The 23,759-nt window shown below is 55.0% G+C and carries 27 protein-coding genes, 1 tRNA gene and 1 pseudogene; 9 read left to right on the plus strand and 20 right to left on the minus strand.

Features of this window, described 5'->3' with window-relative positions:
* Positions 1–26: 26 nt before the first annotated feature.
* The 3 genes and pseudogenes from H6F46_RS11745 (at position 27) to H6F46_RS19345 (ending at position 3,762) form a co-directional block, all read left to right on the plus strand.
* On the plus strand, positions 27–2,549 hold the full coding sequence (locus H6F46_RS11745) for a GAF domain-containing protein (protein ID WP_190354960.1): 2,523 nt from the start codon (positions 27–29) through the stop codon (positions 2,547–2,549).
* Between the two features lie 124 nt (positions 2,550–2,673).
* A pseudogene (locus H6F46_RS19865) lies at positions 2,674–2,850 on the plus strand (Arm DNA-binding domain-containing protein); the annotation flags it as partial.
* Positions 2,851–3,072: 222 nt separating this feature from the next.
* Positions 3,073–3,762: a tyrosine-type recombinase/integrase gene (locus tag H6F46_RS19345; RefSeq protein WP_242027917.1), complete on the plus strand. Its 690-nt coding sequence runs from the start codon at positions 3,073–3,075 to the stop codon at positions 3,760–3,762.
* Between the two features lie 973 nt (positions 3,763–4,735).
* Here H6F46_RS19345 and H6F46_RS11760 read toward each other — a convergent pair.
* From H6F46_RS11760 to H6F46_RS11770, 3 genes are all read right to left on the minus strand, one after another.
* On the minus strand, positions 4,736–6,289 hold the full coding sequence (locus H6F46_RS11760) for a DEAD/DEAH box helicase (protein WP_190354958.1): 1,554 nt from the start codon (positions 6,287–6,289) through the stop codon (positions 4,736–4,738).
* Positions 6,289–7,116 (minus strand): DNA adenine methylase, encoded by an 828-nt coding sequence (locus H6F46_RS11765; RefSeq protein WP_190354957.1) that lies wholly within the window; start codon positions 7,114–7,116, stop codon positions 6,289–6,291. The genes H6F46_RS11760 and H6F46_RS11765 overlap by 1 nt, the downstream gene beginning before the upstream one ends.
* 76 nt (positions 7,117–7,192) lie before the next feature.
* On the minus strand, positions 7,193–10,318 hold the full coding sequence (locus H6F46_RS11770; protein ID WP_190354956.1) for a hypothetical protein: 3,126 nt from the start codon (positions 10,316–10,318) through the stop codon (positions 7,193–7,195).
* A gap of 347 nt (positions 10,319–10,665) precedes the next feature.
* Between H6F46_RS11770 and H6F46_RS11775 the strand changes: the two genes are divergently transcribed.
* A complete protein-coding gene (locus tag H6F46_RS11775; RefSeq protein WP_190354955.1) occupies positions 10,666–10,980 on the plus strand; it encodes a hypothetical protein in 315 nt (104 codons plus the stop codon).
* 209 nt (positions 10,981–11,189) lie between these two features.
* Here the strand turns inward: H6F46_RS11775 and H6F46_RS11780 are convergent, their stop codons facing one another.
* Both H6F46_RS11780 and H6F46_RS11785 read right to left on the minus strand, forming a co-directional pair.
* A complete protein-coding gene (locus H6F46_RS11780) occupies positions 11,190–11,624 on the minus strand; it encodes a GPW/gp25 family protein (RefSeq protein WP_190354954.1) in 435 nt (144 codons plus the stop codon).
* Positions 11,625–12,485: 861 nt separating this feature from the next.
* On the minus strand, positions 12,486–13,073 hold the full coding sequence (locus H6F46_RS11785) for a BRO family protein (RefSeq protein WP_190354953.1): 588 nt from the start codon (positions 13,071–13,073) through the stop codon (positions 12,486–12,488).
* A 134-nt stretch (positions 13,074–13,207) separates the two neighbouring features.
* On the opposite strand from H6F46_RS11785, the gene H6F46_RS11790 reads away from it, so the two are divergent.
* Both H6F46_RS11790 and H6F46_RS11795 read left to right on the plus strand, forming a co-directional pair.
* Positions 13,208–13,465 carry a tail protein X gene (locus tag H6F46_RS11790; protein WP_199291528.1) on the plus strand — a complete coding sequence of 86 codons (258 nt, stop codon included), beginning with the start codon at positions 13,208–13,210 and terminating at the stop codon, positions 13,463–13,465.
* Entirely contained in the window at positions 13,456–14,598 is a 1,143-nt protein-coding gene (locus H6F46_RS11795) for a phage late control D family protein (RefSeq protein ID WP_190354952.1), read from the plus strand. Before H6F46_RS11790 ends, H6F46_RS11795 begins: the two co-directional genes overlap by 10 nt.
* A gap of 4 nt (positions 14,599–14,602) precedes the next feature.
* Here H6F46_RS11795 and H6F46_RS11800 read toward each other — a convergent pair.
* Positions 14,603–14,704 (minus strand) — tRNA-OTHER (locus tag H6F46_RS11800).
* A 439-nt stretch (positions 14,705–15,143) separates the two neighbouring features.
* On the opposite strand from H6F46_RS11800, the gene H6F46_RS19350 reads away from it, so the two are divergent.
* Positions 15,144–15,452, plus strand: coding sequence for a hypothetical protein (locus H6F46_RS19350; protein WP_242027918.1), 309 nt, complete (start codon positions 15,144–15,146; stop codon positions 15,450–15,452).
* 77 nt (positions 15,453–15,529) lie between these two features.
* On the plus strand, positions 15,530–15,811 hold the full coding sequence (locus H6F46_RS19870; protein WP_190354950.1) for a PAAR domain-containing protein: 282 nt from the start codon (positions 15,530–15,532) through the stop codon (positions 15,809–15,811).
* On the opposite strand, the gene H6F46_RS11815 is transcribed toward H6F46_RS19870, so the two are convergent.
* From H6F46_RS11815 to H6F46_RS11865, 11 genes are all read right to left on the minus strand, one after another.
* Entirely contained in the window at positions 15,808–16,068 is a 261-nt protein-coding gene (locus tag H6F46_RS11815; protein ID WP_190354949.1) for a hypothetical protein, read from the minus strand. The genes H6F46_RS19870 and H6F46_RS11815 overlap by 4 nt on opposite strands.
* Positions 16,065–16,304 (minus strand): hypothetical protein, encoded by a 240-nt coding sequence (locus H6F46_RS11820; RefSeq protein ID WP_190354948.1) that lies wholly within the window; start codon positions 16,302–16,304, stop codon positions 16,065–16,067. The genes H6F46_RS11815 and H6F46_RS11820 overlap by 4 nt, the downstream gene beginning before the upstream one ends.
* Complete coding sequence (locus H6F46_RS11825) at positions 16,294–16,647, minus strand: hypothetical protein (RefSeq protein WP_190354947.1); 354 nt, start codon at positions 16,645–16,647, stop codon at positions 16,294–16,296. The genes H6F46_RS11820 and H6F46_RS11825 overlap by 11 nt, the downstream gene beginning before the upstream one ends.
* Before the next feature lie 168 nt (positions 16,648–16,815).
* The gene (locus H6F46_RS11830) at positions 16,816–17,634 is read right to left on the minus strand and encodes a hypothetical protein (RefSeq protein WP_190354946.1); all 819 of its coding nucleotides are present in this window, start codon (positions 17,632–17,634) and stop codon (positions 16,816–16,818) included.
* Positions 17,635–17,636: 2 nt separating this feature from the next.
* Positions 17,637–18,431, minus strand: coding sequence for a hypothetical protein (locus H6F46_RS11835; RefSeq protein WP_190405004.1), 795 nt, complete (start codon positions 18,429–18,431; stop codon positions 17,637–17,639).
* Positions 18,432–18,517: 86 nt separating this feature from the next.
* Entirely contained in the window at positions 18,518–19,063 is a 546-nt protein-coding gene (locus H6F46_RS11840) for a hypothetical protein (protein ID WP_190354944.1), read from the minus strand.
* A gap of 224 nt (positions 19,064–19,287) precedes the next feature.
* Positions 19,288–19,503: a hypothetical protein gene (locus tag H6F46_RS11845; protein WP_190354943.1), complete on the minus strand. Its 216-nt coding sequence runs from the start codon at positions 19,501–19,503 to the stop codon at positions 19,288–19,290.
* Between the two features lie 91 nt (positions 19,504–19,594).
* Positions 19,595–19,759 carry a hypothetical protein gene (locus tag H6F46_RS11850; protein ID WP_190354942.1) on the minus strand — a complete coding sequence of 55 codons (165 nt, stop codon included), beginning with the start codon at positions 19,757–19,759 and terminating at the stop codon, positions 19,595–19,597.
* Between the two features lie 9 nt (positions 19,760–19,768).
* The gene (locus H6F46_RS11855) at positions 19,769–20,176 is read right to left on the minus strand and encodes a hypothetical protein (RefSeq protein WP_190354941.1); all 408 of its coding nucleotides are present in this window, start codon (positions 20,174–20,176) and stop codon (positions 19,769–19,771) included.
* Positions 20,177–20,211: 35 nt separating this feature from the next.
* Complete coding sequence (locus tag H6F46_RS11860) at positions 20,212–20,454, minus strand: hypothetical protein (RefSeq protein WP_190354940.1); 243 nt, start codon at positions 20,452–20,454, stop codon at positions 20,212–20,214.
* Positions 20,455–20,494: 40 nt separating this feature from the next.
* Entirely contained in the window at positions 20,495–20,878 is a 384-nt protein-coding gene (locus H6F46_RS11865) for a hypothetical protein (RefSeq protein ID WP_190354939.1), read from the minus strand.
* A 238-nt stretch (positions 20,879–21,116) separates the two neighbouring features.
* Here H6F46_RS11865 and H6F46_RS11870 point away from each other — a divergent pair, with 238 nt between their 5' ends.
* Complete coding sequence (locus H6F46_RS11870; protein ID WP_190354938.1) at positions 21,117–21,377, plus strand: hypothetical protein; 261 nt, start codon at positions 21,117–21,119, stop codon at positions 21,375–21,377.
* A 29-nt stretch (positions 21,378–21,406) separates the two neighbouring features.
* Here the strand turns inward: H6F46_RS11870 and H6F46_RS11875 are convergent, their stop codons facing one another.
* From H6F46_RS11875 to H6F46_RS11885, 3 genes are all read right to left on the minus strand, one after another.
* Positions 21,407–22,174 (minus strand): hypothetical protein, encoded by a 768-nt coding sequence (locus H6F46_RS11875; protein WP_190354937.1) that lies wholly within the window; start codon positions 22,172–22,174, stop codon positions 21,407–21,409.
* Between the two features lie 225 nt (positions 22,175–22,399).
* Entirely contained in the window at positions 22,400–22,870 is a 471-nt protein-coding gene (locus H6F46_RS11880; protein ID WP_190354936.1) for a hypothetical protein, read from the minus strand.
* Positions 22,871–23,010: 140 nt separating this feature from the next.
* Positions 23,011–23,706: a KilA-N domain-containing protein gene (locus H6F46_RS11885; RefSeq protein ID WP_190354935.1), complete on the minus strand. Its 696-nt coding sequence runs from the start codon at positions 23,704–23,706 to the stop codon at positions 23,011–23,013.
* Positions 23,707–23,759: the final 53 nt, after the last annotated feature.

Genomic DNA, 23,759 nt, shown 5'->3' on the forward strand with positions numbered 1-23,759 from the left:
CTGCTCCTTTGGGTTGCGCCATCGTCATGACTTTTGCTGGCACTGGCAGTTTTTTGGCATCGTTAACGCGACCCGATCGGGTGGGCTTGCTCACCCAACGGGTTCAGGATCTTCCGGTTGCGGAATTTGTTTGCCTCCTGGACTTCATCACAGCGGAGTTTCAGCAGTTTTTGCGCGCCTTTGATTTGGTCAATAATGCGGCGCTCGAAAGCATCTTGGAGCAAATTCTCGATGCCTTGACCCTCAAAATTGGGCTGATTTTGCAGGCGGAACGCACCACCATTTTTCTGCTGGATCCCGATCGCGCGGAACTCTGGGCCCGGCCCAATGGCGATCAAGTGCCTGAGTCCGATGAAATTCGGATTCCGCTGAACGTGGGCATTACGGGCCGATCGGCTGCCACGGGTGAAGTGGTGAACATGGCCAATGTGCAGCAGGCGGCGGGGTTTGAGCTGGCCTTTGATGGTCTGGGCGATCGCCCCACGGAGGCCTTGCTCTGTATGCCCATCCGCAGCACCGATGGGGCCGTGGTGGCCGTGGTGCAACTGCTGAACAAAACCACTGCGCCGGCCTTTGACCGCGAAGATGAGGCCCGCTTTCGGGAATTTGCAGAATCGATCGGGATCATTCTGGAAAGTTGCCAATCTTTTTATCAGGCGGCTCGCAACCAACGCGGGGTGGCGGCGCTGCTGAAGGTCACCACCCTGTTTGCCCAAACGGGCCTGGAGTTGGATCGGGTTTTGCAGGCGGTGATGGCGGAAGCCCGCGACTTTATGCAGGCGGAATATGGCACGCTGTACCGGCTCGATCGGGACACGGGCCGGCTGCGCACCACCTTTGCAGACGGGCGATCGTTGGAGGTGTCGAGCGATCGGGGTTTGGTGGGCCATGTGGTGCGCAAGGGACAGCCCCTGAACCTGAGCTATGCCCCTTCCCACGAAGATTTTGATGCCCTGCTCGATCGCCCCCATGGCCTGAACACTCGCAATGCCCTCTGCTTGCCGATCTTTGACCCCTCGGGGCAACTGATTGGCGTGAGTCAACTGCTCAACCGCAAACAGGGCAACTTCACCGCTTCCGATGAAGCCTTCATGCGGGCCTTTAACACCCAGGCCGGCATTGCCCTGGAAAACGCCCGTCTCTTTGACAGCGTACTCACGGAACAGCAGTACCAAAAAGACATCCTGCGCAGCCTGTCCAATGGCGTAATTTCCACCGACCTGCAAGGGCGAGTGGTGACAATCAACGAAGCCGCCTTGGAACTGCTGGGTTGTCCGGTACGGCGGGATGGGATGGCGGGCCGCCGCAGCATCCAAACCATTTGGGAACAGCAACTCCTGAAACGGCCCGTGTGGGAAATTATCCCGATCGAGTCCTTGGAAACGCGCTTGAAAGACAGCCTCAGCACTGGCGCACGCCATCGGGTTCCTGAGCAGGCCCTGCGGGTCGGGCGCTACTTCAGCCCCCAAGAGGGAACCGTCTGGGTTGTGCCCCAGGGCAACAATCAAGTGCGGCTATGGAACGATCCGGCCCGCCCGCTGGAGTATCTGAATCCCGATGATATGCAACTGTTCGATCGCAACGTCAACCTAGCCGTGAATCCCCTGACGGATTTGGATGGCAAAGTGCGGGGCGGTTTGGTGGTGTTAGAAGACATCAGCCGCGAACAACGACTCAAAGCCACCATGTCTCGCTACATGACCCCCGAAGTGGCCGAACGGGCCGTGGAACTGGGGGCAGACATGCTGACCGGTGAGCGCAAGGATGTGACGATCCTGTTTTGCGATATCCGGGGCTACACCAGCTTGGCCGAGGCCCTGGATGCCACGGAGGTGGTGGCCCTGCTGAATCAATATTTTGAAACCATGGTGGAGGCCATTTTCGATCGCAAGGGAACGCTCGATAAGTTCATTGGCGATGCGCTGATGGCGGTCTTTGGTGCGCCGTTGCCCCTCGAAGAGGATCACGCCTGGCTAGCGGTGCTGACGGCTTTGGATATGCGCGATCGCCTGAAAGTGTTTAACCGAGCCTTGGTGGCCACTGATCGACCGCCCCTTCGGGTTGGCATCGGCATCAGCTCCGGCGAAGTGATTGTGGGCAACATCGGTTCCCGACGGCGCATGGACTACACCGCGATCGGGGATGCCGTGAACGTCAGCTCCCGCCTGGAAGGGCTAACCAAAGAATATGGCTGTGACATCATCCTCAGCGAAGCCACCTACGAGCGCTGTGCCGATCGGCTCTGGGTGCGCGAACTCGATCGGGTACGGGTGAAAGGCCGCACCAAACCAATTCGCATCTTTGAACTGATTGGCGATCGCGCCCGTCCCCTCTCCTTTGAAGATGAAACCTTCCTGGAGCAATACGAACTGGGCAAAGAAGCCTTTAACCGCTTCCATTTCCACAAAGCCATGGTGCATTTTGCCGCCGCCCAACAACTGCGGCCCCATGATCATTCCGTGAAACTCCATATAGAACGGGCAACCCAGTATCTGGATTGCCCGCCCCCGGAATATTGGGATGGGGTGTTTAATACGCCGGGAGTTTGACGCTCTCATCCACCCAAAGCCAATGATTTCAAGGGCTTTCAGGAATTTAACCCCTCCACTTTCCTGTCGTAACTTGTGGATATTTGGGGATATCCTGATGCTGATTGAGCATTTTTTGAGCATCATGGCGACGAAAGGCAGTGTGACAGTTTGGGAACAGCGCGGCCGGTTGCATCTAAGGTTTCGCCACCAGGGCAAGCAACACCGTCCGGCGTTGGGGTTAGGGAATACCCCGGTTGATTGGGCGGTGGCCAGATCGATTGCAGCCAGGATCGAAGGGGATTTGAAGACGGGAAATTTTGACCCCACATTGGCAAAATACGGGATTGGATTGCAGCACTCGGGTGGGGTGTTGACGGCCCGGGCCCTAATCGAGCGATATTGCAAATCACAGAAGGATCGACTTGACCCAGGTAGCCTCAAAAAGTACCAGGCAATCTTGGCTGATTTGGATCGGGCGGGGTTGGCTGAAACAGACAGCAGACAACTCACTCGGGATGACGGTGCGAAGCTGATTCGGTCAATGGGCGGTCGACTGGCTTTGATTACGGTACGCCACCGGATTGAATCGCTGGCCACTGTTTGGCGCTGGGGAGTTGAACAGGGTTTGGTGGGATCCGTCCCTTGGGTGGTCAAAGATGTGAGGGGGATTGCACCGCAACCGCCCAAGCCGTTCAGCCTAGAAGAGATTCGCTTAATCGCTAATTGGCTTGATGAGCATCAAAGCCCCGCCGCTGGATTTTTCCGGTTTCAGATTGGGACGGGTTGCCGCACAGGGGAAGTGATTGGGCTGCTGTGGCGGCATGTTTCCGATGATTGCCGACAGGTTTGGATCGGAGAAGCGGTCGTGGGACGGGTGCGAAAATCTGTGAAAAATCGCAAGCCCCGATTAATTACGTTGCCGCCATCCCTTCAGAAGTGGTTAGCAGAATATCGGAAGGCTCGCGGCAAAATTGACCCGGTTTTCCCCGATCCGCAAGGGAGAGCCTGGACGGCCAGCCAACTAAATTGGTATTGGCGCAAACCGTTCACAGCATTGGACATTCCCTACCGCCGTCCTTACGTGACTCGGAAAACATTAATTTCCCACCTACTTCAGCACGGAAAAAGCCCCGTGGAAATTGCCAATTCCATGGGGCATTCAGTGAAAACGCTCTTTACCTATTACGCCGATTTAGTTGGCAATCCTGAGCTAATCGACTTGCTTGATTGATAGGCCAGCACCCAAGCCTGATGGGCATTTGGGTCGTGATTTCTCCAGTGATTGAGAGCGGTTAAGTTGTATTCAGCCGCCGCTGTCCTACTCACCCCAGCCCGCCAATGAACCCCTTCAATCCAGCCCTTGTAAATTGGAGAATTTGGGTTGCGCCATCGTGCCAAGGTTTCGGGTCGGGCGTTCAGAAGGTCGGCGGCGACGTATTTATCAACCCATTTTGCGGCCGTAGACGACGGAAAGGACTTCAGCATAGATTGCGTGGGCGGTTTCGCGTTCGTAGTAATCGAAAAAATTGTCGAAATCTTGGCAGATTGCACCCGCTAACTTCACGGCATTTTCTGACGGATTGCCAGACACTCCGTAGCCAATTTTTGTAACCAGAATTGACCCGCTCGCTTCCGAGAGATTAATGCATTGCCCGTAGATTTTTACCCTCATGATTCACCCCTAAAAAAGTCTTCGAGAATCTTGGCTGATTCGAGTACCCGATCATCGTCGGTTAGGCGAGATGCCACCGCCAATCCGTCACGGGCGCACTCTAGCAATCGCGCATAGCTAACTCGAATCGAGTCGGATTTGTTGAGCGCAAACGTCAGCTCATCAATGCGTTTTTGAAGGTCGGCAATTTCGCGGTCTCGAACAATGGAATGCATGGCACTATTGGGTGAAATGGATGAAGACAGGAAGGGAATAGACGGGAGGGCTACGAGATTGCATCAGACTCCTTTCGGCGTTCTCCAATTTCGCCACGGTAATACGAATAAACTCTCTCGTCTTCATCCCAAAACTCTTCGATGTTTTCGCGGAAATACCGATAGCATTCAGGACAAAGAACGTCCTCAGAGAAGCCGCCGTCTCCGATTCCACTCATCTTGAAAAGCTCGCTACCGACAGGTAGGCGGATTCCGCAACCGTCGCAACGCCAGTCCTTTCGACAGGACTTGATGTGCTTATCAGGGAAGCTCCACATTTACGCCACCGCCGAAACATCAATAGTCTGATACTGAGGGGAGCCGACCGCGAATTTTGATTGCAGCTCTTTCTCTTCAAGCTTGGCTTTAAAATGCTTCTCCCAGCCGTGCTTATACCCGAGAACCCGGCGCAATAACCCACACTCTTCAAGGGATGCATCAGGGAAAAATTCTTCAAAGCGGTAGGCAACCCACATCCTCTTGTACCCACGCTTGTTGCAGGTTCCCACCCATGATGCGAGGGATAGCGCAATCCTTGCACCCCGATCCGTGGACACATCGACAAACTTGAGAATCCCCAAATCTAATTCAGCCTGGACAAATTCATCGCGCACTTTTTCTTCGCGCTCTTTGCGTTCTCGCTTTTCCTTTGCCTCAAAGGTTTCGATACCCTTGAGTGTCCAGATTCGCTCCTGTTCAGGGAGTCCGTGATTTAGCCAGTTTTCGGTATGGTCAATCAAGATTGAATCAACCTTGTCCGGGTGCAATCGCATTGCCCGTCCAATAATCTGCAACCACAGGGCAAGGCTCACGGTTGGGCGTAGACATTGGATTGCTTCCACAATGGGAATATCGGTTCCTTCCGTGAGAACCCCAACATTAATTAACACGGGATAGGCGCGTTTCGTGAATCGAGAAATCATATTTTCCCGATCTTTTTCGCCCGTCTTTCCTGTTAGCAATTCCGCCCCAATTCCCGCATCACGGTATTCCTTCAGGACGCTTTCGCCTGATTCGATTGAGGGCACAAATACGAGGGTTGACTTCCCATTGGCGTACTCTTGCCAGGTCGGGACTACTTCCCCCAAAACCTTATCGACGCGCTCAGTCAACTCGCCTTCTAAGTAGTCGCCACCTTTGCGAGACCTGGCTCCCTTCATGTCAATCCGAGCGGACGGATCAGGAGCCAGTACCCGAACGGGACACAGATAGCCCCGTGCCAGCATTTCCGCAACGGACGGGCCGCAAACCAGCACATCGAAAAGGTCATCGAACCCACTGCCATCAGTGCGGCATGGGGTGGCCGTGACTCCCAAGACAAAGGCGCTGGGGTAATGGCTCAAAATATCCCGGTACGTTTTGGCGCTGGCGTGATGCGCTTCATCAATAATGACCAACCCGGCCGCGGGCTTAGCCCGCTTGGCCAAGGTCTGAACCGAGGCCACTTGCACCGGGGCTAACGGGCTTGGGTGGATGCCTGACTTGATCATCCCGACCCCAACACGGCGGCCAAGAGCGTCAAAGATTTTGCCGTGAGCCTGACGGATTAGTTCAGTCCGGTGGGCCAGAACCAACACGCCCTCACCCCGACTAACGAATTCGTTCACGATGCCTGCGAAGAGGATCGTCTTACCCCCGGCTGTGGGGAGTTGGGCCATTACGCGGCGGTGTTGCTCCCATGAGCGATAGATGCCCGTGATCAGAGCTTTCTGGTAATCCCGCAGCTCAAACGCTTGGGGGCGGATGGCGACCGGGATTGACGAGGCAGCGTTCAGGGGTTGCCAGCGGTTGGCGACCGTCTCGACTTGGGGGGTAAAAAGCAATCCGGTCATCACAGTGCCACCCCCGTCAAGTCGAAATTGGCTACCAACAATTCGGATCCCTTGGATCGTGAGCCGCTGATGCCACCTGCCATCCCGTAGGTTTTGACCCAAGGGCGTTGATAAAAATCGGCAAACAGCGTCCGGGTTTGATCGGTGTTTTCAACCGTCATCAGCCATCGGCACGGCACACGATCAAGATGGGTGCGTAGCTGCTCATGGCGATAGGCCGTATGCAGCTCACCACGGAATCCATAGAGTCTGGACTTGGCCGCATTTTCATAGGGCGGGTCGAGGAATAGCGCGTCCCGTGCCGTCAGGTGAGGCAACACATCCGCATAGTCCTGCTGGCTAGCGTTAAACCGGGCCCGGTCAACGTGGATCGCACCCAAAGCAGAACGCAGCCGATTGATTGCGTTTTGGTTGAACCGGGATCCGTCAGACGGGCCGGCCCCATCGATCACACCACCAACGGTTAGACGGTTCCGAACCCAAAGGCGGGCCCCTTCAATAACCGGGTCTGACTCTGGGCGTTCCAGCGCGGATAAGATCGCCGCCACCGGAACCCCTGAATCGAGCTGGCGCAACCAATACTCACAGAGGGACAGCAGTTGAACGTGATTGGATACGGCAGAGACCCAAAACGGGCCCGTGTGGAGATCGTTGATCCAAACCCTTCCACCACCCGAAAAAGCAGCCAGGGATAGAGAGCCACCACCGCCAAACAGGTCAACGAAATAGCCGGAGGGGATGCCCAGGATTTTGACCAGATTCCCCGCCTCGCGGGATTTTCCGCCTGGATATCGAAAGATGGGCTTGAGGATTGAGAATGTCGCCATGGTGATGAGGTTTTATAGTTCAAGTATTGTCAGATTAACAGTCAGAGTATGAAGCGTCAATACTCTGACTACAAAATCACTCATCAGCGAAAGGCACTACGCATCCCCTTGCTACCCAGGTCTGAACACCTGAAGAGGATTGAACGCAGGCAAACGATAGATCGGGAGACCACGCGATCAAGGTCTGATAAAGCCTTGCTCCCTGGATCACGGCCACCACGGGGCTGTTGAGGGGGATGGGGAAAATGGATTGAGGTTCAGGCGTGACGGGTTCAGATTGAACGGATTCAGCCGCAACGGGTTCAGTCGTGACGGGTTCAGACTCTTCGGTTTCGGTGCTTTGGTTGGGTGCGCTCAACTCAACGTCTGAGGCGAGAGACTTGGCCAGTTCGAGGGGAAGTAGGACACAACGCCCCGGAACCGTGCCCACCTTGACCGTGGCATCACCGTCCTGAGTTTTGCGACGGTAGTGGAGAGATGCGTCGCGGGATTCATGGAAGCGAGCCGTCCCGCGCCGTGAGCCACCGGCTTGCTCAATCGCCTGGGTGATGGTTTCCCGGCTGTAAACCGGGTTGAAGCGATCCTCGATCTCGGGCCAGACCGATGCCATATTCACGGCCAACCATTTTTGGCCATCCTTAGTGGTGTGGGGTGTGGCATTCCAACGGCCAACCCGGTCATTGGACTTCAGGGCTGATAGTTGGGAGATGAACAGTCGCAACGGGTCGCCTGCTTTGTCAGCATCGTTATAGAGGGGGATGAGGGTGTTGTCGATGTAGGCATCGATAACTAACTCATCAGCCCCACCCAAGCGGCATAAAGCTTTGGCGTACCAGCCCACCAGGGCCAGGTTATGGGCAACCCGAGAGTGAGCGTCGGGCAACTTACCCCGCAAAGTGTTCGCGTATTCGGAGATTGCGGCTTTCGGGTAGCCAAGAGCGATAATTTGCCCCAATCCGCCGGATGCACCGATTAGGGCTTCGCGCATCGCATCCCATCCATCACCATTGACCGGCTCTTTCGGAAAGGGAACCTGAAGGATCCGGCTCAACGCGGCGGGGTGCGATTCACCGATGGCGTGATTGGACGTGGCCATGATTGGTGAGTGTGGCTTCTGGGTCTTGCCCGTGACGGATCGGGTCAGTGCGTTAAACCAGCCTTTCAGCAGTTCGTCAACATTCGGATCATTCCGATCCGGGTCATCTAGGCAGAAGGCCAACCCGTGGCGGCGGTCGCCTTCGGTGTAAATCTGGGGAACCGAGGCCCTGGCAATCATGCCGCAATCCTGCTGTCCTACCAGGGCCAACGCAGCCTCAGCAGTCACGGACTTGGAAACACCAGCCGACCCAATCGCGTTCAGGATCGGAAAAAATCCTTCCTGCTCTTGAATCGTGTCGAAATGCACCCCGGCGGCTACGAACCCACCCAAGAACAGGGCTTGGGCGAATCCTGTAGGGCCAAAGTAGCCAGCCAGTCCATTGATCCAGTCAGGGATGGCGGTGTCAGACGGCTTGGCAATGGACGGCTCTTTGAGGGAAGTGGTCTCACCCGCCTCGTTTAACCGAAACTCATTCGTATAAACCCATTTCGAGCGCTCACGGAATTGGCCATCAACGGTGTATTCGATGCCACCCGGAAAGACCCAAGACCCATCGGACTGGCGACCGATACCGCTCACCATTCGATAGAGCTGGCCGCCGCGCTCCCGATACTCAATCTGACGGTTAGCGAGTAGACCTTGCCACTCTTGGGTGGTCAAGGTAGACGCGAACCAGCGGCCCGCGCCGCGAGTCAGTGTGGCGTAAATCGACCGGGCATCGTTCGAGGATTCGGCGGGCAAGGTCACGACCCGGCTCACATCCTCGCCTTCACGCTGAAATCGAAGCCGCAACCCCGCACCGTACTGGCCAGGGTCGGCTTCGATTTCAGCCTCAACCTGAAAGTCAAAGTTGGCATTGGGGCGAAACCGCTTGGGTGGTTCCATCCCTTCTGCCCACTCGCCGGCCGCCTTCATCCGAGCGAGTTCGGTTTTGTCCACAACCCACCGGCCCAATTGGCCCTGATGGGAGATAGGCGCATCCCATAAAAGCGACTTGCCCTTGACGGGATCAGCCTCATCCGAAACGGCGGTGTATTGCTCCCAAGTCAGGATGGGAGCCTTTAAAAATTCATCAATCCCGACCTCGTCAGGGTCGTCGCCACTGACCTTGGCAAATTGGCCCCACCACCGAACCGTCAACGCCCGGCCGTGGGAAGCCAGCAGGTCAGCCAACTTGCTCATCTGCCGTGAAACGTGGGGATTTTTGATCGCGCCTGAATCAGGGGAGAGGGTGATGGTCGCATTAGCAGGCAAGTGCTGCAACAGATTGACCCATTGAGTTTCGGCAGAGGCCCAATTGGAGCCACCCGCGCCGATTACCAGCCAATCGATTTTGCCTTCAGCCCAAACCCGCTGGGCAATGGTCGCTGATTTGAGCGCCCCTTCGGAGACTTCCACATGGGTGATCGCGTTCCCCTCGGTCTCAGGATGCCGCCATAAAAATAGGGGTAATTCGCCGCCAAACTCTTTCAGTCCGGCGTTTTCGTTGCGGGAAATCCACACATACTTACGGCCCTCAACGGATTCGTCGGGCTTGACCTGAAACCCTGCAATCTTGCCCTTGACCACAGCACTGATCGCCAATCCATCGTTGCCGGTGGCACGGTTGCGGCCAAAACCAGCCAGGTTCTTGGGGTGATTCTGATAAGGCGTTCCCACCTTCCAAGACCGGAGCCACCCAAGGGACTCAAAATAATCCACCATCGCCTCAGACCAGCCGCGCCGAATCAGTTCGGAACGATGGGCAGTGGTCAGCGCTTGAGCGGATAGAAGCTTGGGGCTGAAGTAGACCTTGTGCCGATCGGCTAACGGAACCAATGAATCGAGATGGGCCCGCGTTGCGGCTTCCCGTTCCGCCTGCATCCGAGCGATTTCTTCCGGGTCGCGCTGGGATGGCTTTGAATCCCACTGGTTAAGGAAAATTTGAAACCCGTGGGAATCCTCGCCAACATGCCCCCAACCGGACGGGGCTTGAGCGTTCCCACGGCAGTGAACTTGACGGCGGCCATCATTGCGGTCGGTAGCCTCACGGCACTCGGATGTTGCACCGCAGATCGGGCAAGGGGTTGTACGGGTGAAAACTTTGAAAGTAGCAGTCGCCATGGTTGTGTCCCTCTCTAGATGGATGCGATGAAGTGAGCGAAATCAACGGAGGCGACCCGATCCGAGAGAGTGCCGGAATCGGAAGAGTGCCACACACGATCCGCGATCCAAAGAGAGGGAGTCTTACCCTCGGCGGCGGCTCTTTTTTTGAGCCGTCCCCAAGTACGAGAGTCCGAAATCAACCGCTTTTGCAGCGCTGCTAGACAGGTAACAGGAAGCATAGGACAATAAAACCGCTATACTGGTCTTGCCGTTATCTTATCAAAACTTGTTAGGGAACGGCAAGCTTTTCTTTAAAAATCAGGGGAAACGTAATGACGGATTACGATTCAAGGTTTTGGGACGCGATGGACTACCTACTTGAGGTCTATGGCAATCAAGTAGGTGCTGCTGAGGCCATGAGAATCAATCGCGCGTCGTTTTATCAAATTCGCAAAGGCGAAACGGCTCCGACCTCTCGCCATGCGGCCTTGCTGGCCGTGGCATTAGACCTGCCGGTGGATTTGATCGACACTTATTTGGCCGGACGGTTATCGCTCGATGACATCAAAAACGCCCATGGGCGCATCGTCGAGACGCTGGTGAGTCAGATCCGGTCTCTCCCCTTTGATCAACAGCTCAGAATTATTCATGAAGTCACCAGAACTCAAAACGAGTCATAATAGATATTTGTGGCTAGAGTCGAAGGCATCATGCTCACGAAAGAGAGAGAGAACGAACCGATTGACTGGCCCCCCGATCAAGTGGCGAAATTGAGAGACTTGATCGCGTGGCTCGCTACCCGCCCACCCTCTGATCTGTTCCGAGCGATTTACGAGCTGTCGAAAGTGCATCTCCCCTGATTTTTCCCGCCGGCCTTGCGCCGGTTTTTTTATGCCAGGGACACTGCCGTGGCCGCACTGATAGATGAATTTACTGGCGACCAGTGGACAACCGCATAGACCGAATCAACCGGGATATCGGCCCGGTCAATCGAACCCAGGATTTCCACCCGATCAAGGGAAATCCTGGGTTCAAAGTTTCGGAGCGCGTTCACGCATTCCCTCACCAGCAACAACCGCACTTCTGCCAACGGGCGGTCAATCAGTCGGTAAATATCCGTCGCGAACTCGGGACGCAACGGGTCACTCCCTTTGGGCGTGGTCAGGATGATTCGGATGCTTTGGGCTAACTCATCCAAATCCGTCAGGACTTGGCCAAGGGTGTCGCCTTGGTTGGTGGCATTGCCCAACCGCTGCAACCGAGCCGATTGGTATTGGGCGGTAATCGCAGGGTAGGGCGTGGATGGCGTGGCGATGATCGGCATGGGGTGACGGATGAGCCAACCCCCTCACCATCGCACCAGTCCCAATGGGGTGACGGTTAACGACGATGGCCGCTAATTTTTGCCGCCCAACAGGGGTGTATCAACGGAGTGGCGGTACTTTCAGCTTTTTATAGCCATCGACAATGCAGGGCAACAGGCGACAGGTACAGTCTCAAGCCCTTACCCCACAAGACTTTTGGGTTTCGTTCAAGAGTCTGTAACCACTTGAGGGTCGATTTGGCTCATCAGCAAAATTTCCAAAATTTTAGGCAGGTGTCGCTGAAACTCTTGCCCTACATACATTCCAGCCCCTACCTTTCCATGGGGTCATAGGCAGATGCCAAAATTTTAGGCAGATAAGACAAACTGATAATCCTGAAAGGTTTTGCTTATCTGCCTAAAATTTCAAGCCCTATTCCAGATTCTTAGGAAGGGTAGAGGCTGAAATGCCCACCCAATAAGGAATACAGAGACACCTGCCCAAAATTCCAAAAAAATCCCTTTATACGCATTTCCTTCTTTTAGTGGTTACAGATATATATAGGGGCACTGAAAGGTATGTGGGGTAAGGGTTTCAGAGCGTATCCAATGGTTGTTAATGGGTGGCGATGGGTGGCTATGAGAGCCTAGAATCCTTATGGGATGGTGGATACACCCTTGTTTACCCCTCTGCCTCGAACGGATTTATGAGGGTTTGGGGTCGGGTTAACCCTGATGATTCGGTCTTGGGTGGCAGAGTAGGGGGGTGATGACCTCGGTATTACCGACATCGCCCCTCGGTATTACCTGCAAATCTCGCAGGGTCTGGCCACAAAAAAGCCAGCCCGTGATGAGCTGGCCTGTGCCTGTCGATTGTGGGGTTTAGTACGGGAAGAACAGCGCCTCTCGAATGTCGTGAATTACCCGCCCAACGTTGAAGTCATGAGCATCGGGGTTGAATCGGATGAATGAGCAGTGCAGCGCTTCGGTGATTTCCCGCTGACGAACCGCATCCGCGCGGTGCTTGCCCCGGTGTCCGTTTTCGTCGCACTCCACAGCCACCCGACCGCGCGGGAAATACAGATCAATCCGGTAGGAGAGGATGGGGAATTGGTGAATGGGCGTTTGATCGGCTAGCGCGGCCGCGATGATGCGAATGCACTCAGCTTCCTTGGGTGGGGCATAAGCCACGTCGATCCCAAGCGCATAGGCAAGGTCTTGGGCTTTGGGGCTGCGGCTGGTGGTGATCAGCTTCTTGAGTCCGGCGGTGTTGATGACATTGGTTTTTTGAGGGCCCCCCGCAATGCCAGCAACGCGCTCTTTGCCCTTCATCCATTTCTCTAGTCGAGACAAGGACTGAGACGTGTTGTCCAGCCCTAGAGCCGCACACACATCTTTAGCAACGAACCAAGTCCCATCGGGCGCGTCAATTGCCCGGATTTCTCGACAACCGAAAGGTATAGTAAACATGGTTCACGCCCCTCCTACGGGCTGAATCATTGCCGCTTGGGAACTTCCGATTCCTAGGCGGCTTCGCTTTTAAATAATACGTCAGCTCACAAGCGAAACCGGACGCACGGTTAACCCGCGCGATCCATCCCCCGATGGCACGATGGGAGCATCACCCCACCCCCACCCCCATGACCCGATACCGCACCTACACCACCCGAGACGGTGATCGGCTTGACCTAATCGCCCATGCGGCCTATGGGTCATCCGATCGGCTTCATGTGTTGGCGCGGGCCAACCCGTCGCTGCTGCCATTGCCCCCGGCGATCCTTCCAAGGGGACTGACCCTGATCATCCCTGAGTTACCCGAACCCGAACCCGTAACGACTTCGATCAAACCGCCATGGCTGTAGACTCCCTAGCCCCCAAAGTCTGGTTCAAGCTGGTGATGCAAGGCCGCGACATCACCGAAGACATTGCAGCGCTATGCACCCGCCTGGAAGTCAGCGCATCGGTAGAAGGTGAGTCAGACACGCTAGACGTTGACCTCTACGACCCGGACGCATGGTTGGTGGCGGGGCGATTCCTGAATGATTGGTTCCCGCCCTTGGGTGCTTCCCTGGAGTGCTCCATTGGCTACGAGGGCGGAGGCTCCCTGCCGGTCACGCGGTACGAGTTGGATGAGCCGACTGGCACGATATCGGCCACATCAGGGGAGTCCTTAAGGCTGTCCTGCAAATCCACGCCGATCACCCAACCGGCCAATACCAAAGGATCGAAGGAATACGAAAAGACCACGCTCGACAAAATTGCCGCTGACGTGGCCAAGCGCACGGGATTGGAGCTGAAAGGCAAGGTCAAGCCCGTGGTGATTGATCGGGTATCGCAGAAGGATGAAACGCCCCTGGAATTTCTGAAACGGATTTCAGAGAAGCATGGGCTGATCATGAAGGTTCAGGACGCGAAATTCATTGTCTTCTGGGATTTGGAGGATCTGGATTCCCAGCCGGCCGCATTCACCCTTAACCGATCCGAGTTGACCAACGCCACTTGGAAACGCACCAGCACTGAGAAATACGATTCAGCAGAGTTGACCTACACCGACCCGCAATCGGGCAAGACATTCAGGGCGACGGTGAAAGCGTCTGAGGTGAGCGGGGAGAAATCGGAGCCGTCTGAGGGGGATACGGCCAAGCCCGACAAGTCCAAACCGCCTGAAGGGGAGAAGAAGACCGCCAACGTACTCAAAATTTCGGAGCCGGTCGGGTCTGATGATGAGGCCAAGCGGGTCGCGAAGGAAAAACTACGGCGGGCCAATGCCAATGAAGTCGAGTGGCAAATTGACGTGATTGGCGATCCTCGGATTCAGGCGGGTGTGATGTTTGAGTTGTTGGGTGTTGGCAGGTTGTCGGGCAACTACCTGATCCAGGAATGCCGCCATTCAGTTGAGGGGCGTTCGGGATGGAAGACTAACTTTCGATGCGAGCGACGGTTGGGGTCAGGGGCCAAGCCGTTGGATGCTGGACGGTTCGATACGGATGGGTAATGAATGGCACGGGATGGAATCGAACCATCGCCTTGCGGCCCTACCCTAAAGTTGTTCACTATACGGGGCTATGGGTCTCACGAGCTACCTGGCTGCTCTACCGTGCTGTTGACATGATAGCCCAAAGCAGAACCGCGTCCCACTGGAGAGAGCGGGACGCGGTTCGGAATATTTAACGCCTAACGGCAATCTGAGGGATGGATGCGATAACGCCTTACGGGTGCTGTGCAACCCCCGCCAAGGGGTACAGCTAAGATGGTGGCATCCCCTACCCGATCTGTCAAGTGCCTAAGACCAAAACCCAGCAGAGAGCAGCCAGTCCTGAAGCCGGTCGCACCACACTGGCCTATGGCGTGGTGAGTGAGATCGACCCCAAACTTTGCCGTGTGCGGATCACCCAAGCCGATAGAGATGGTGTCGTTTCGCCCTGGCTGCCATGCCTCGTGACTGGACAGGGGGCCGACCGTCGCCAATCATACGCGCTGCCATCGATCGGCACATTCGGAGCGGCCGCTATCGATGAAGCGGGTGAGCGTGGTGTCTGGTTGGGTGCGCTCTGGACTGAGGCAGAGCCGCCGCCACAGGAGCCGGACGCGATCAAGCCGACAGGGGATAAGACCGATGGGCACAAACATTACGTGGTGTTCCCCGATGGATCAGCCGTGGTCTACGATTCCGAGTCACACCACCTGTCCCTGACGGTCAAGGGCGATGGCGCTCACGTGTCGATCCGGTCTGAGGGGACGGTGATGATCGCTGGGGAGAACGTGACCATCAGGGCCCCACGCATCGACTTCAACCCATCGGAGCCATCCGCCGCCGAAGCCCGTGATGAGCAAATCGATTGGGGATAGGCAACAAAAATCCCGCACAGGGCGGGATCCAAGAAATCAATTCCATGACCTTTTAATTATATGAGGATGAACCGCAAATGCCCCGTGTCGTGAGAGAGACTGACCTTTGCACCGGGCACGGATGCTGGCCGCCACGGCCGCCCGCGTCATGGTCTGAGGATGTGTTCGCTGAGGGGTTGGGCGCGGTGCGTGTGGAAGATGGGTGGGCTGTTCACTGTTGCACCGATTGCCACTCAGGAACCCAGGCAAACGGAAGCCCGACCGTGTTCGTGAACGGCCGGGCTTGGGCAAGGATTGGCGATTCGATCAGTTGCGGGTCTCGGAATCGGGATGGCTCACCATCGGTTTGGGCGGATTAGATGAGATGCGTTCCATCCTCCCAATTCTCAGCAATCTCGATCACGGCCGCATAATGCCAGCCCGTGATCGCGTGTTCTTTCATGCAGCAAACCACCCAACGAACCAATTCGGGGAAGCTGGCCCCATCCCGATTGATTGATCGACAACCGGCATAGTCGTAGGCGAATTGACGATCCCCCCATGGGACAAAATCTTGGTTTTGAAGTCCATGGACATTGGCATAAACCCAGCCCCAAAAAAGATTGATCAGGGTCATGATTCCACTCCATCGTCTTCAAGGTTTGCCATCCATGACCAGCCAAGCATCGCATGATCAATCAGCCGCCAATATGCCCAGCGGACGGATTGGAAGAATCCGATTTGGTAATTGTCAAAAAATACTTCGCGTGACTGATCGTAAACCCCTTCGATTTCACCCCAAGGAACCAAGTCTTGATTTTGAGGGCCGCGCATATTTGCGATCACCCAACCGGCAATCAATTCAATCAACATCACAACTCACCTCGTATTTCATTCCAGTTGATCTCATCTCGCGAATTGTGCCGTTGTCGCATTTGACAACGCAATATTTAGACGTTCCAGCTCCGTCAATGATGGACAGCAAAACACCTTTCCACTGGTCAAAATATTGAGCGCCGTGTTGATTGGTTAGCCAGATTCTTTCGGCTTCCGAAAAAGCTCGAAAAACACGGGATCCAATCTTTGGGTTTTTCGGGTCTACCCGGCGAGGATCGGACTTCGGAATCACATCAATTCCCCTCGCGTCAGCGCCGTATACTTTGGCCCGGGATAAGGGATTGACAACTGCTGGGCGAATCCATTCCTTGTATTTCATCACAGACCCCCAAAGGTCATTGACGCTCGCAATCCGTTCGCAAGCTTTTGGATTTCATCTGCCGATTTCAGCGCGGCCGCCCGCGATTCAGCAGCTATTTTGGGGTCTTGACAAACGCGACGGATAAACCTCACGGCGAACTCGATTTGATCCAAATCAATGTCGATTTCATTCATGGGAGTCACCCCCTTTTCGGAGCGCCTGGATTGCGTAGCTGTCTAACCGCTCACGGAATTGCTCGAACATCAACCGAATCGAGCCGTGTTTCATCATCACAACCATCGCGGGCTGGTCGGGCAGAATTAGCACAATTTGCGCCCGGTCAATAGCCAACCCGTAGGTGTGTTCGAGAGCGCGGGCGTATGCGGCCAACTGCATCAGGTAGTCGGTGCGTCGCTCCAGGTCAGACGTGACCCGCGAGCGATGCCCCTGGATTTTGCGAATCAGCCTGGCCGCGGCCGCCGCTGACAGGACGTGATCGCGCTCTTGCTGTCGAGCTTCTGCAATCCGATTGTCCCAATTCTGGATTTCATCCAGATACTCATCAACCGACCCGTGCAAAAACGGCTTGGTTGTGGTTTTCCAGTCAAGCAGGGTTAGCTCACCATCCACCAGGGCCAGGCAGTCAGCGCGGCCCGCGTATCCGTCAGGGTGGTAGCAGCAAATCTCGGATGCCACATGGGTGATGCCTTTCAGGATGGGCAACACTGATTCATAGAACCCCCAAAGGGATTGGGGCAATTGTGCGGGTTCACCTTTCAACAGGGCCTCGATGGCGCTGTGAACCATTGTGCCCCGTTCGGCGGGATCGATGCCCGACCGCTTGGACTTGGCCCACTTTGCCAACTTCATCCGAGTCTCTTCCGAAGCGGTCTCGCGCAGGATGGTCGTGACCGATGGCAATGCACCCATGGGGGTGAGGTAAGGTTGCCCCTTGCCACCTGAAAACTCAAGGGGTGTGATCTTGGGGATTGCGAGGGTAGTCATGATTAATCCGTGCAATGACAGGGCTTGTGGTCGAAAACGTCTAGAAGTGCCTGAGAGATGATGTCTTGCAATGAGTGTTTGCCAAATCGGTTGCCAGTCACTCGCTCCATATCAAGCCACCACTGAAGATTTGCAGGCTCCAATTCCGCCTGGCGCTGCTGCTCGATTGGGCGATGATGGAAACAGAATCGACAGTTAGAAATCTCGGGAAACTGCCAACCTTTTTGCACCCAGAATCGATTGACTTGATCACGGGTGATTCGGTCTTGGTATAAAGGGAAGTTGCCAATCCTCCATTCAATGTTTCGATACTGTTGGCGGCGGGTTTTGATGATGCATGAAGACGGGTAATCGAATTTATCTTTGTCGCACGTCCACCCATCTACTCGATCTGGCTCATCCCAGCGAAATCCGATATTCATCAACATCGGTTCCCCGTCATAGACGTTGTTAAAGCAATGCCAAAACATTGGCTTTAGCTTTTGCTCAACAGTACAAAATCGAGTGCGTGAATTGGGCAGCATCACCGCGCCCGCTCGATATCCAGGGTTTTGGGTCGCACCCAAAATGAACTGATCCAGTGAATATTCAGCCGCAACCCATTTAATTTCTTGTCCGATTTCTTGCTCTAACCGCAGCACATTGAGCAAGGTCAAATCCGCTTCATGGGAGGCGGTGAAGTGAGGGATTCTAGACCGACATTCGCGCAACAGCCCTGGGTCTTTTGGCGTTGACGGTTGATGATCAGTTAAGACCACTGCAAACACGTAATAATCGGTTGGATAATGCAGCGCCATGTATGCACTAGATCGTCCACCCGAGATGCTTGTCACCGTTTTCATGACAAAAACGGGCCGGTGATGACCGGCCCGGGCAAGGTGGATTAGGCGGCGTTCAGGGCGGGCAGTTGCGCCATCGGTTCGGACGTGACGGCACTGGCGTGATGGGATTTCAACAGGGCCAGTTCATCCGAGGGGATACTGTCCAACGGAATCAAGCCCGGAGCCTTGAACGATTGCACCGCGTCAGGATCGACGCTTTGAGCAAACGCCAGAACCTCACTCATGAAGGACGCATCGGACTTTTCAGGCTCCGAAAACTCAAAGGCAAACGATGCGTAGTTACCCTTTTCGTTCTTTTCAGCCACGGACTTGAACTCGCAAATCAGTTGAGCCAATCCTTTCTTGAACTTTTGGGTGGCGATGACGGCCGCCTGCTGAAACACCGTCCGGCTCTTGCCTTTCAAAAACGCTTCGCAGACCGTGTTGGCAGGGATTTTGCCCTTGGAATCTGCCACCAATGCAGCGGTCGGGATAAACACAATCCGAGTCCAAAACTCGCGTTCCGTTTTGCCGAGATTCCCAAAGTGGTCATCGTAATGCAGGATCACGACCTTGCCTTCAGAGGCAATAAAACTGCGTTCATCCAAGGCCAAGTAGCCGGAAGCGCAATTAAATCGAGTCGCGAACGGGCCTGATCCAGGGAGAAAAATACCGTCAACAGGAGCAATTAATCCATTCAAAGCCATCAGTTCAACCCCCATCGCGGGGTGATGTTCGATGTAATTATTTTAATACTTCAACTATAAAAACGTCAATAGTCAAAATATGGAATTTGGACATGAAAAAACCGGGCTTTACCCGGCTTGTGTGGTTAGCGCTTCCACCACGGCTTGCGGACTTCTGTGACCACGTAAGCAAAATGCCCCTCAATTCCGTCCGGCTCTTGTTGGGCTATCACGCGGCGAATATCCCGATCATCGGGCGGGTTTTGGCGGTCATGAAAGTAGGCAGTTGATTTTTGAGTCCATTCGATCACGCCTTCGGTGTCGGTGATGGTGTACTCGATTCGGGCTTCGTAATGCTTCATGGCGTTAAAATATCCACAATCGGTGTATGGCCTTGGGTGGTCGTCTCCGAACTCGATAGATGGGGGCTGGTTTTTTGCCAGCCCTTTTTTGTTACAGGAATCCAAACTCAACGCGATCAACACGCCCCCCGTGTTCGATAAACGATTCCGCTTCATCTCGACTCAAAGGGCGGCCGGTGGTGTCGGCGGTGGTTTTGCGGATCGTATCGGTCGCATCGATCCAGGTGATGAGATTCCAAAAAATGGCGGTGGCCATGGTGTTCTCCTAGGGTTCATCAAAGTCGGCATCCTCAAGCCCATCGGTGCTGTAAGGATTAAGCAACCCTTTAAGCTGACCAGCCGGGCGCGGGAATTGAGGTGGCTGGATTTGAGTGATCCGCCCATAAGCGTCTTGCAAGTGGTCGGTCACAACCAAACCTCGCAACGTGGCTTCTGTGACGTAGGCAGGCAGCTTTTCGTGAACCCAGCGGATCACATCGAGTGCATCATCCCGATTCCAGCCTTCAGGAGAAACGCCCAGCGCCTCATAGAGGATCGACTGAGGCTGTTCGGTGTAGAGTCGCGCTTGCTTTAGTCGAGCGCACAGCATCCGAATCGTGTTCGTTAGGTGAGAGTCAGACATCTGGGCAATCAGGATTTCATGCCCATCTTTCGTGCGGTGCTTGTCGAACATGGCTTGAACCCCGGTTGAACCGGGGCGATAGGGGTTTACAGGTGTTGCCGGTCTTCTTCCCAGCGCTTGGTCATTTCATCGACGCATTCGGCGCGTTGCTTGTCGTCTTTGGCGTACTTAGACGGCTTGCCATCGGGGCGCGTCCAGTTGAACGACAGCCGCTCCTTAGTCCCCATGGCGTGTGCGCCATCTTCCAGCGTGTAAAGAACGGTGTCTTTGCCATCAATGTCGCGAACATCAGATGAATGGTCGAAGTGTTTGCCCCAAAAGAATCCCATGATCAATCTCCAAACCCCGGTTGAACCGGGGCGATAAGGTTTAGAACTCGTCAAATTCAGATTCGGAATCAGATTCGGAATCAGACTCGAAATACGGGTCTTGATAGCCCACCACGATCACCCGCCCATCAGGGTCAACGTCCGTGATCTCAATCGGTTCGAGATGCGAGCGAATCTCCTTGTACAAAGCCGGGTAGCTGTATCCGAGATCAAGCAACTCATACGAACCTTGATCCAGCACTGACTGAATCCGATTCAGTTCGGCCGCAACCGAAGCGACATTGCCCCCCTCCCATCCAGGATGAAGGTCAATCTTTTCCAGGGACTCAATCGCCTCAATCAACTCAGCCTGAAGGTCGGTCAACTCAATCGGATCAGCGGGGTAGAACTGTTGAGCAACGGGGTTGAAGACTGCGGTGGTCATGGGTGAATCTCGAACTCGATGAATCCAATATAGTTTGTATCCATCGGAATGTCAAGAGCTTTTCTTGATTCCCGATGAATTTAATTTTATAGCCAAACTATAAAAGGAGCAATAGTTAAACTAGACAAGCAGCCCCCAGTCCCGGTAAGGTGAACTGGCTAACGAATCGCTGTTGGCTATCAGCCCCGCTAAATCTAATCCGATCAAAAATATGTTGGCTCTATCCCCGTCACCCACCATGACCCGAATCAAACTCGATCAAGTACATGCCCTTGCCTGGTCGCCAGAGCGCGGCCGCCGTCTGGCCCGAATCCGTGAATTTACCCCGCGCCGTGTGGTTTGCGAGCGGGCCGCTGAGTCTGGGCTGCACCTCACAGAGGTCAACCTAACCAGAATCGAAACCCTAAACGCCGAATCAGTCCCTTTGACCACGTTGGCTGCAATTGCGGCCGGGTTACGAAAAGACCTACCCGGACTGCTGAAGGAATTGGGGTTTTAAAAAAGCCGGGCCATCATGGCCCGGCTTTTTTAAGCTCGCATCCCCGCGATTTCGCAGGCCCAATCCCAACGACCTGAACTCACCCAACGGCGGTAGCGTTCGCTGATTCGAGTCTTATGTGGGTGATCTAACGCGCAAAACGGGCGCTGTTCTGTGATCGCCTTCACACAGCAGGACAGAAATTCCTCAAGGGGAACTTTCGTGTTGCCAGACTCAAAAGTTTGAGCCTTGATTTTGCCGGCAGCGGCAATCAGTTTTTGATACTCGGATGCCGGGAAACGCATCGGGGGTGGGGCGATCCGCTTGATTAGAGCTTGGGGGCGTTTGGAGTCGCTGAATTTTGACGGGAGCCGCCGATATTGGAGTTTGGTGAGGTAGTAGTTGACGGCCACCGCGTCTCCATAGGTTGCCTGTAGCTCACGGAAAAACGCCCGCTGATCTGGTAGCAGTTGGGATAGGTCAACCCTGAATCGAACCCCCAATTTCCGAGACAGCAGCCGGTCTAGCACGATGTCGGCGGGAACGTCATCAGCAGCGGCCACTGCATTGAGGTGCGCGATCAAAGCCGCTTTCGTGGGGTCTTGCGCCCAAAGGAGTAGAACTTCGGTGATCGAGATCGGGTCAAACGTGCCACGGGGGCGATTGACCGTCCTGATTCGGAAAAGGGGTTTGGTCTTGGCTCCAGGGACGCGGAACCAAAAAGCAGAAACTCCCGGCTGTTTGCCCATCAGCCGGTAAACTGTGATCGGGGCATCCAGGAGTTCGGTTTCAATTCGTTCGGCTAGTAAAGTGGCCATATTCAAGCGGGCTGTGCGGGCCCGTTTTTAACTGCCTAAAATTTTATCTCAAATATCCTTGCGGTTGTAGTTTGAATAGTGTTACGCTGTTAGCGGAAATCATAGACAAGACAATAGACTGCGCTCTGGCGCGGGAGGGGCAAAACCCCTCCCTTTTTTTATGCTCGCGGGCGGGATGTGTTGGACATGGGTGAATTGAAACCGGGCATGGCGGCCCGGTGGGGATTACGGGTTGGTCAATTCCAGCGCGGATTGAAACTCTTCAGCCGTCATCCACTCAGCCGCGCACCAGTAAACGGATCGAAGCATGAAAGCAGTAGCAGCCCCGCCGCCCAGCATCCCAAACCAGCGCTTATCGTCGCTATGCCAGCGGCCGCGGTCTATCTTCCAAGTCGGTAAGTCTTCAGGTTCCGAAAGCGGGTCGTAAATCGCGTACAGGCAATCCTCACCGTGCTCTGGCCATGTGTCAGGATCCACCGGATCAAGGTGTCGCATTGCACGGTGAACGGTACAGGGGATGGCGGGCTTACCCTCGGCCGCACTGGGTTCAGCCAAGAGACGATCAATAGCGGATTCGATCGCGATGGCGTGGGTAAGGGCGAAATTAGCCAGTGCATCCGGGGTTGGTTGTCCCTCAAGGGTTGGGCACTGAATCAACGCACGGTGAATCTTGCGAGCGGTTTTAGCGATGTCCATGATGGGTGGCTCCAGGCTCGAATGTATACAGCCTATCCGGTATGCATCGGAATGTCAAGGGGCGGGACGGAATTGATTTATGGGATTCAGTGCGGTCAAGTCAGAACCCGCCGTGGTATTTCCAGGCGGGCTCGTTGTTTCTATGCCAGGGCGGATCGCATCTGTGCGGCCATGGTTTTGATGCGTTGATGCAGGACGCTGTAGGAGTCGAATGTCTCGGCCTTGAGTAGTGACGCTACTCGGTGCTCAAGCAAGTCGATCATCGTCAGCTCCTCAGCGGTCATGCTGTCTCGCAAGCTGTCTTCATCGTTCAGCCCGCGAATCTCCATCAGCTTGGACTTGGTGCACCCAAAGAGTCCAAGGTAGACAGCTTGGGTGATGTTGATGAAGTGACGCTTCTCGCCAAACCCGGCTTGCTGCATTGCGCGGGTCTCAATCGCGCGCGAAATCTTGCCATGGGCCCGTGCTTCTGCGTAAGCACTGCGTCCCATCAGGAAATCGTGAACAAGCTCCTCGACGAAAAATCCGAAATCTTTGTCAAGCCACATAGCAAATCGAACCGAGATGCGCGGGTGCAAGTAAGTCCCTCGATGTTCGTTGGGGCCAGTCTTGATCGTGACCACCAGACGGTCGGTTGGAATTCCAACCAACCCCGAAACGTGCTCGATGATCTCCTGAGTGTCTTTATTCAAAAGCCATTGCTTGATTTCGCGCTGTTTGCCCGACTTGGCCAAATACGCCTTGCTCAACTTGGTCGCGTTGACGTACCCATCGGTAGACCGCTGTTCAACGCCGACACCTTCGAACAGATGCGTGATAAACTTGGGTGAAGCCATGACTCCTGCTCCATATAGGTTTGTGGTCAGAACCCGTCCAGTGTTTCGAGCGC

The sequence above is a fragment of the Limnothrix sp. FACHB-1083 genome, from assembly GCF_014696485.1.
In the GTDB taxonomy this organism is placed as follows: Bacteria; Cyanobacteriota; Cyanobacteriia; order CACIAM-69d; family CACIAM-69d; genus CACIAM-69d.

Bases quoted from the DNA above. Each gene is read 5' to 3' on its own strand.
- H6F46_RS11745 (WP_190354960.1), top strand. From the start codon at position 27: ATGACTTTTGCTGGCACTGGCAGTTTTTTGGCATCGTTAACGCGACCC.
- H6F46_RS19345 (WP_242027917.1), top strand. From the start codon at position 3,073: ATGGGCGGTCGACTGGCTTTGATTACGGTACGCCACCGGATTGAATCG.
- H6F46_RS11760 (WP_190354958.1), bottom strand. From the start codon at position 6,289: ATGACCGGATTGCTTTTTACCCCCCAAGTCGAGACGGTCGCCAACCGC.
- H6F46_RS11765 (WP_190354957.1), bottom strand. From the start codon at position 7,116: ATGGCGACATTCTCAATCCTCAAGCCCATCTTTCGATATCCAGGCGGA.
- H6F46_RS11770 (WP_190354956.1), bottom strand. From the start codon at position 10,318: ATGGCGACTGCTACTTTCAAAGTTTTCACCCGTACAACCCCTTGCCCG.
- H6F46_RS11775 (WP_190354955.1), top strand. From the start codon at position 10,666: ATGGACTACCTACTTGAGGTCTATGGCAATCAAGTAGGTGCTGCTGAG.
- H6F46_RS11780 (WP_190354954.1), bottom strand. From the start codon at position 11,624: ATGCCGATCATCGCCACGCCATCCACGCCCTACCCTGCGATTACCGCC.
- H6F46_RS11785 (WP_190354953.1), bottom strand. From the start codon at position 13,073: ATGTTTACTATACCTTTCGGTTGTCGAGAAATCCGGGCAATTGACGCG.
- H6F46_RS11790 (WP_199291528.1), top strand. From the start codon at position 13,208: ATGGCACGATGGGAGCATCACCCCACCCCCACCCCCATGACCCGATAC.
- H6F46_RS11795 (WP_190354952.1), top strand. From the start codon at position 13,456: ATGGCTGTAGACTCCCTAGCCCCCAAAGTCTGGTTCAAGCTGGTGATG.
- H6F46_RS19870 (WP_190354950.1), top strand. From the start codon at position 15,530: ATGCCCCGTGTCGTGAGAGAGACTGACCTTTGCACCGGGCACGGATGC.
- H6F46_RS11815 (WP_190354949.1), bottom strand. From the start codon at position 16,068: ATGACCCTGATCAATCTTTTTTGGGGCTGGGTTTATGCCAATGTCCAT.
- H6F46_RS11820 (WP_190354948.1), bottom strand. From the start codon at position 16,304: ATGTTGATTGAATTGATTGCCGGTTGGGTGATCGCAAATATGCGCGGC.
- H6F46_RS11825 (WP_190354947.1), bottom strand. From the start codon at position 16,647: ATGAAATACAAGGAATGGATTCGCCCAGCAGTTGTCAATCCCTTATCC.
- H6F46_RS11830 (WP_190354946.1), bottom strand. From the start codon at position 17,634: ATGACTACCCTCGCAATCCCCAAGATCACACCCCTTGAGTTTTCAGGT.
- H6F46_RS11835 (WP_190405004.1), bottom strand. From the start codon at position 18,431: ATGGCGCTGCATTATCCAACCGATTATTACGTGTTTGCAGTGGTCTTA.
- H6F46_RS11845 (WP_190354943.1), bottom strand. From the start codon at position 19,503: ATGAAGCATTACGAAGCCCGAATCGAGTACACCATCACCGACACCGAA.
- H6F46_RS11850 (WP_190354942.1), bottom strand. From the start codon at position 19,759: ATGGCCACCGCCATTTTTTGGAATCTCATCACCTGGATCGATGCGACC.
- H6F46_RS11855 (WP_190354941.1), bottom strand. From the start codon at position 20,176: ATGTTCGACAAGCACCGCACGAAAGATGGGCATGAAATCCTGATTGCC.
- H6F46_RS11860 (WP_190354940.1), bottom strand. From the start codon at position 20,454: ATGGGATTCTTTTGGGGCAAACACTTCGACCATTCATCTGATGTTCGC.
- H6F46_RS11865 (WP_190354939.1), bottom strand. From the start codon at position 20,878: ATGACCACCGCAGTCTTCAACCCCGTTGCTCAACAGTTCTACCCCGCT.
- H6F46_RS11870 (WP_190354938.1), top strand. From the start codon at position 21,117: ATGACCCGAATCAAACTCGATCAAGTACATGCCCTTGCCTGGTCGCCA.
- H6F46_RS11875 (WP_190354937.1), bottom strand. From the start codon at position 22,174: ATGGCCACTTTACTAGCCGAACGAATTGAAACCGAACTCCTGGATGCC.
- H6F46_RS11880 (WP_190354936.1), bottom strand. From the start codon at position 22,870: ATGGACATCGCTAAAACCGCTCGCAAGATTCACCGTGCGTTGATTCAG.
- H6F46_RS11885 (WP_190354935.1), bottom strand. From the start codon at position 23,706: ATGGCTTCACCCAAGTTTATCACGCATCTGTTCGAAGGTGTCGGCGTT.